The following is a 6,535-nucleotide window of genomic DNA, read 5'->3' as shown; positions in this document are numbered from 1 at the left end:
GACGAGACGGGCGCGGTGCCGTCCCACGCGGGCGAGCAGGAGTTGCCCGAGGCGAGGATGAAGGCCAGCTCGAACGACTTCTGCGAGGTCGCCGCCATGACCTGGGACAGGTCGGGCGGGTCGTTGTCCAGCGGCATCACGTAGGGCGCGGCCCCGTACCAGTTGCGGGTCTCGTCGGCCCGCGCGGGGCCGGGGCGCAGCGCGACCGCCAGGACCAGGACGAGCGCGGCGGCCGCGAGCGCGGCGAGGGCGCGGAGCGGGGCGGAGCGCGGCGGCAGCGGGCCGCCCGCCGGGGTCGCAGGGGCCGGCGGGGTGGGCGGGGTGGGCGGGGTCATCGTCGGGAGCCTCCTTCTTCGAGGACGTCCGAGCGCTCCCCCCGACGGCGCATCATTTAAGAAGGTTTCCTATTGATACGCCCGCGGGCCGGGTTTGTCACCCGGACCGCGGGCCGTCCGGCATGGCCCGAACCGGTCAACGCGCCCGAACCAAGATCACGAAAATCCCTCACGACGGCGGTCCGGACCGCTAGCGTGACGTCCGGAGAACACCGCTTCGTCCGCTATCCGCCCGACCGACCGGAGTCCCCGATGAGGAGCAGCGACGCCGTCGCCGACATCCACAACACGCCGTCCTCGGCCCGCCTGTACGGGATGTCGCTCGGCGGCAAGGACTGGTACGAGGTGGACCGGCAGTTCGCCTTGCAGGCGCTTCCGCACTTCCCGGGCATCGTGGACATCGCCCGGGACAACCGGCTGTTCCTGTACCGGCTCGTCCGGTACCTGGCGGCCGAGGCGGGGATCCGGCAGTTCGTCGACATGGGCTGCGGGCTGCCGACCAACAGCAACGTCCACCAGGTCGCGGCCGAGTTCGGGCCGGGGTCGCGCGTGGCGTACATCGACAACGACCCGACCGTGCTCAGCTACGGCCGGGCACTGATGGCCGAGAACGACACCACCGTGTTCGTCCCGGCCGACTTCCGCGACCAGGACCGCATCCTGGCCGACCCGGGCGTGCGGCGGCTGATCGACTTCAGCGAGCCGGTCGCCGTGCTGTGGCTGTCGGTCGGCCACCACCTGCTGGACGACATGGACCCGCGCGGCCTCCTGCACCACATCATGGACGAGGTCGCCGCGCCCGGCTCCTTCCTCGCCTTCACCCAGATCGTCACCGAGGACCCGGCGATCCGGGCCGCGATGGACGAGCGGGCCAACTCCTCCGGCATGCCGTGGCGCACCCGCTCCCCCGGCGAGGTGGACGAGCTGCTCGCCGGCCTGACGCCGGTCGAGCCCGGCCTGGTCAACATCAAGCAGTGGCGCGCGGACCCCGGACAGCCGCCGCTGCCGCCCGTCCCGGCCGACCTGGAGCAGTTCCTCGGCGCGTCCGCGCACTTCCCGGGATACGAGTACGGCGGCCTGCTCCGCAAGGACGCCTGAGCCTCCGACCTCCCCCTTTCCAGGACCCCGCACCGCCGCCGAACGGCCCGCCGTCGGCGGCGGTGCTCTTGAACATCCCTCGTTCGTCACTTAGAGTTATTTATTAACTACACATGGTCACTGCTTGGCAGTGGGATGACCAGACGTGCGAAGGGCGGCTCATGGGTCCGCAGCGGTCGCTGGCCGACAGCGTGGCACGGCTCGAACTACCGCCGATCTTCTGTCCGCTGGAGGCGGCGGTCAATCCCGCCCGCGCGGCGGCCGAGCGGCGGGCCGTCGCCTGGATGGACGAGGTCGGCTTCTGCCCCGCCCCGCGGGAGCGGGCGAAGGTGATCCGCACCCGCAGCGCCGACTTCTACTCGCGGTTCGCGCCGCACGCGGACGAGGACCGGCTACTGCCCGCCGTGCTGTGGGTGTACTGGGGGTTCGCGTTCGACGACGCCTGCTGCGACACCGGCCACTACAGCTCGCGGCCCGCGGAGTTCGTCCCGATGGCGTCCCGCGTCCAGCGGGCTCTGGAGCGTCCCGTCCCGGCGGGCGACGACGACCGCTACGCCGCGGCCGTGCACGACATCGGGGGCATGCTTCGCGAGTCGGGCACGGCGGTCCAGTTCCAGCGGTTCGTGGCCGCGCACCGGGGATGGCTCGCCGGGGTCGGGTGGCAGATCGCCAACCAGGCCCGGGGGCACGTGCCGTCCCTGGAGGACTACCTGACGATGCGGCTGCACTCGGCCGGTGGCGAGCCCACGTTCGCGATGCTGGAGATCGCCGCGGGCCCGGAGGTGCCCGCCGCCGAGATGGACTCCCCCGCCATGCGGGCGCTCACGGAGATGGCCATCGCGGTCGCGGCCCTGGACAACGACCGGCACTCGCTGGCCAGGGAGGCGGACGGCGCCCCCGACGTCCAGAACATCTACAACGTCCTGCTCCGCCACAACGGCGGTTCGCTCCCCGCGGCGGTGCGGACCGCGACCGAGCTGCGCGACCGCGTGCTGATGCGCTTCATGAGGCTGCGGGAGCGGCTGGCTCCCCGGCTCGGCGCGGCGGCGCGCGACTATGCCGACGGCCTGGCCTACGGAATCCGCGGCAACGCCGAGTGGGGACTGCGGGTCCCGCGCTACCTCGGCGGCGACACCGCCGCGGGCGGGGAGATCACCTGGGCCGAGCACCCCCTCGACGACGGCGAGGAACCCCTCCCCCTCCCGACCGCCGCGTGGTGGTGGGAGGTGTGACGGCGAGCGCTCCACCCGTCCACGGCCGTCCCGTCCCGCACGACCGTCCCGACGGTCCGAGGACGCCACCGGCAGGCACCGATCCGATCCGTGAAGGAGACCGAACATGACCAGGCGACACCGCAGCAGCGCCACCCGGCAGATCGGCAGGATCATCGACGAGACCCTGGACCGGGCCGGCGACGTCGAGCACCACCTGCGCCGGGCGGCCCGCAAGGTCGTCGAGGACCGGAAGGACTACGAGGACGACCGGAGGGACGAGCGGAGGGACGACTGGCGCGAGGGCGGGGACACCGACTGGGACGACCGCCGCCGCGAGGACATCGAAGACATCCTGGACGACCTGGAAGACCTGCGGCGCCGTCTGCTCCACTACCGGGACGCCGAGCGCGGACCGCACCGCCCGCACGGCCGGAGCCGCGACGCCGGAGGCCACGGCTCCGAGAGCGGCGGCGGCCAGCTCGCCGACCAGCTCGCCCGGCTGAACCGCCGGGTGGAGGAGCTGGCCCGCCAGATGAACCCGGACCCCCGCGAGGGAGAGAAGCGGCGGTGAAGCCGCCCGCCGCCACGGAGCCCCAGACCCCCGGGAGCGGCCGGCCCCGGAGGCGGGGACGCCCTTGACCAGCGGACGGCTCCTCACCGTGACCAAGGTGCTGGCCGAGCTCCTGGGCGCCGAGGTGACCCGCGCCGCGCGACGCACTCCCCAGGGGAACGGAGAACCCCCCGGGCGGCCGCGCGCCATCCGGCTCGCGCTGGAACGCCTGGGGCCCTTCTACGTGAAGGTCGGGCAGATGCTGTCGACCCGGCCCGACCTGGTCTCCCCGGAGACCAGAGCCGAGTTGGCGCTGCTGCACGACCAGGTGTCCGCCGCGCCGTTCACGGTGTTCGAACCGGTGCTGGCCCACGAACTGGGAGAGGGATGGGAACGCCACTTCGACCACGTCGACCGGACGCGGCCGCTGGGCTCGGCGTCCCTGGCCCAGGCCTACCGGGTCGTGCTGCGCGGCGGCGAACCGGCGGTGCTGAAGATCCAGCGGCCGGACATCCGCGCGCAGGTGCTGGCGGACATGGCGCTGATGCGCCGCGCCGCCCGGCTGGTCGCGCGGGCGTTCCCCGACTTCAACGCCGTGATCGACGTCGAGTCCTCGCTCAACGTCATCTTCGAGGCCATGGAGGCCGAGCTCGACATGACCGTCGAGGCCGCCAACATGGACCGCGCCCGCGGCCTCGTCCGGCGCTTCGAGTACCTGGACGCGCCCGACGTGGTCCACGCGAGGCCGCAGGTGATCGTGCAGAGCCTCGCGCCGGGACGGTCCGTCCGGGACGTGGACACCGGCTCGCTCACCGAGAAGGAGCGTCTCGGGATCGGCCGCGACCTGCTGGCGTTCATGTACCGCGGGTACTTCGTCGACCGGTTCTTCCACGCCGACCCGCATCCGGGCAACATCTTCGTCGCGCCCGGCCGCAGGGCCCACCTGATCGACTGGGGCATGGTCGGGCGGATCGACCGGCGGATGAGCATGACGCTGGTGCAGGTCCTGCTCAGCCTCGCGCACAACGACGGCCCAGGCGTGGCCCGCGCCTGGGTCGAGCTGGGCAGGGCCACGCCCTGGGCCGACATCCCCGGGTTCGCCGGCGACATGGCCCTGCTGGTGCCCAAGATCGCCACCGCGTCGCTGGACGACCTGGACTTCGGCGTCACCCTGACCTCGGTGCTGAAGTACTCCACCCGGCGCGGCATCCAGACGAGCCCCGTGGTGTCGCTGCTGGGCAAGTCGTTCTCCAACATCGAGGGCTCGGTCCGCCACCTGGCCCCCGAACTGGCCCTGACCGAGGTCTTCGAGGAGCAGTTGCGCGACATCCTGCTGCACCTGGCCGGCGAGTCGGCGTCGCAGATCCAGGCGGCCCGCACCGCCCTCGACCTGATGATCGGCCAGACGCTCGCCCCCGAGCAGCTGCGCGGGCTGATCCGCGACGCCGCCAACCGCGACCTCACCATCCGTGTCGGGCAGCTGCGCGCCGCCGGACGGGGCGGGCTCGCCCCGTCCAGGGCCACGCTGCGGACGGCCGGGATCACCGCCGCCCTGATGTGGTGGTTCCAGCACCGCCGACGACGCTAGGCGCCCGACGACCCGAGGCACCCGACGACGAGGAGACCCACCGTTGGGGTCCGAACGTCACCGCCGCCCCGCTGACCTGTGCGCGCCGCTGCGCGCCCGCGTCGACAAGGAGCTGGCCGACTTCCTCGACGGCCGGCTGCACGAGCTGGCCGACGAGGCCACCGCGCCGACGTTCCAGCTCGTGCGCGAGTTCGTGCTGCGCGGCGGGAAGCGGCTCCGGCCGCTGCTGTGCTACTGGGGCTGGCGCGCCGCGGGCGCGGAGGACTGCACGGAGATCGTCCGGGCCGCCTCGGCCCTGGAGATCTTCCACGCCTTCTGCCTCATCCACGACGACATCATGGACGACAGCACGCTGCGCCGGGGCCGCCCCACCCTCCACCACGCCATGACCGACCGGCACACCGCCGGCAACTGGCGGGGGGACGCCCGGCGGTTCGGCGTCGCCGCCGCCATCCTCCTCGGCGACCTGTGCATGACCTGGGCCGACGAGCTGCTGTTCACCAGCGGGCTGGCGGCCGGGCGCATCGCCGCCGCGCGCCCCTACTACCACCGGATGCGCGCCGAGGTCTGCTACGGCCAGCACCTGGACATCCTCGAACAGGCGCACGGGCCGAGCACGACCGCGCGTTCCATGCGGGTGCTGCTCTACAAGACGGCCAAGTACACCGTGGAGCGTCCGCTGCAGGTCGGCGGCGTGCTGGCCGGCACGTCCCCGGCGCTGCTGGCGTCCTACTCCCGGTTCGGGATCGCGATCGGCGAGGCGTTCCAGCTCCGCGACGACCTCCTCGGCGCCTTCGGCGACCCCGGGGTGACCGGGAAGCCCAACCTGGACGACTTCCGGGACGGCAAGCCCACCGTCCTGATCGCCCATGCGCTCGAACACGCCACCCCCGCCCAGCGGCGCGTCATCGAGGCCCTGCACGGCCACCCGCTGCTGGACGACCGCGACGCCGACCGGATCCGCGAGATCCTGGTCGCCACCGGAGCCCCGGCCGCGGTCGAGAGGATGATCAGGGAGCGCGAGGACCGCGCCCTCGGCGTCCTGGCCGCCGCGCCGATCACCGAACCCGCCCGCGAGGCCCTGACCCAGCTCGCCACGGCCGCCACCCGGCGCGCCCGCTGACCGCGGAGCCCGGCCCGGTCCCCTGGCGCCGGCCCCTCGGTCAGGGGGTGGCCGGGACGATCGGGCCGAGCCAGGTGCCGCCGGAGACGTCGATCGTCTGCCCCGTGACGTAGCGGCCGTCCGGCCCGGCGAGGAAGCCGACCACGTCGGCGACGTCCTCGGGCTCACCGAGGCGGCCCAGCGCGGTGATGGACTCCAGCGCGGCGGCGGCCTCGGGAATGGAGACGTAACCGGCGGTCATGTCGGTGCGGATCGCTCCCGGCGCTACGGTGTTCACGGTGATGCCCCGGCGCCCGAGCTCGTTGGCGAGGGTCGGCGCGAGGGCCTCCAGCGCGGCCTTGGTGACGGTGTAGCCGATCTGCACCGCCACGGCCATCCGGCTGGCGACCGAGCCCATGTTGATGACCCGCCCGCCGTCGTTCAGCAGCGGCAGCGCCCGCTGGGTCACGAAGAACGGCGCGGCGACGTTCACCTTCAGCAGCCGGTCCAGCTCTTCGGGCGTGAGCGCCGCCGCCGGGCTGGCCGACGCGATGCCCGCGTTGTTGACCAGGATGTCCAGGCCGCGTCCGTCCAGCTCGGGAACGAGCGCGTCGAACAGGCGATCCACCGCGCCGTCCTCACCGAACC

General features: G+C 73.1%; 6 protein-coding genes and 1 pseudogene. 5 read left to right on the top strand and 2 right to left on the bottom strand.

Annotated features, from left to right (window positions below; all coding sequences use genetic code 11):
* Positions 1–335, bottom strand: a pseudogene (locus AB0J52_RS22245) (hypothetical protein); the annotation flags it as partial.
* A gap of 252 nt (positions 336–587) precedes the next feature.
* Here AB0J52_RS22245 and AB0J52_RS22240 point away from each other — a divergent pair.
* From AB0J52_RS22240 to AB0J52_RS22220, 5 genes are all read left to right on the top strand, one after another.
* Positions 588–1,433, top strand: a complete 846-nt coding sequence (locus AB0J52_RS22240; RefSeq protein WP_500183790.1) for an SAM-dependent methyltransferase — start codon at positions 588–590, stop codon at positions 1,431–1,433.
* Positions 1,434–1,594: 161 nt separating this feature from the next.
* Positions 1,595–2,665 carry a terpene synthase family protein gene (locus tag AB0J52_RS22235; RefSeq protein WP_500183789.1) on the top strand — a complete coding sequence of 357 codons (1,071 nt, stop codon included), beginning with the start codon at positions 1,595–1,597 and terminating at the stop codon, positions 2,663–2,665.
* Positions 2,666–2,771: 106 nt separating this feature from the next.
* Positions 2,772–3,218, top strand: coding sequence for a hypothetical protein (locus AB0J52_RS22230; RefSeq protein ID WP_500183787.1), 447 nt, complete (start codon positions 2,772–2,774; stop codon positions 3,216–3,218).
* 64 nt (positions 3,219–3,282) lie between these two features.
* A complete protein-coding gene (locus AB0J52_RS22225) occupies positions 3,283–4,785 on the top strand; it encodes an ABC1 kinase family protein (RefSeq protein ID WP_500183785.1) in 1,503 nt (500 codons plus the stop codon).
* 43 nt (positions 4,786–4,828) lie between these two features.
* Positions 4,829–5,908 carry a polyprenyl synthetase family protein gene (locus tag AB0J52_RS22220; protein ID WP_500183783.1) on the top strand — a complete coding sequence of 360 codons (1,080 nt, stop codon included), beginning with the start codon at positions 4,829–4,831 and terminating at the stop codon, positions 5,906–5,908.
* A gap of 40 nt (positions 5,909–5,948) precedes the next feature.
* Here the strand turns inward: AB0J52_RS22220 and AB0J52_RS22215 are convergent.
* The coding region (locus AB0J52_RS22215; protein ID WP_500183781.1) for an SDR family NAD(P)-dependent oxidoreductase at positions 5,949–6,535 on the bottom strand (587 nt) is incomplete at its 5' end.

The sequence above is a fragment of the Spirillospora sp. NPDC049652 genome (assembly GCF_040675125.1).
Lineage (GTDB): Bacteria > Actinomycetota > Actinomycetes > Streptosporangiales > Streptosporangiaceae > Spirillospora.
This window is presented reverse-complemented; position numbering and strand designations above follow the sequence as displayed.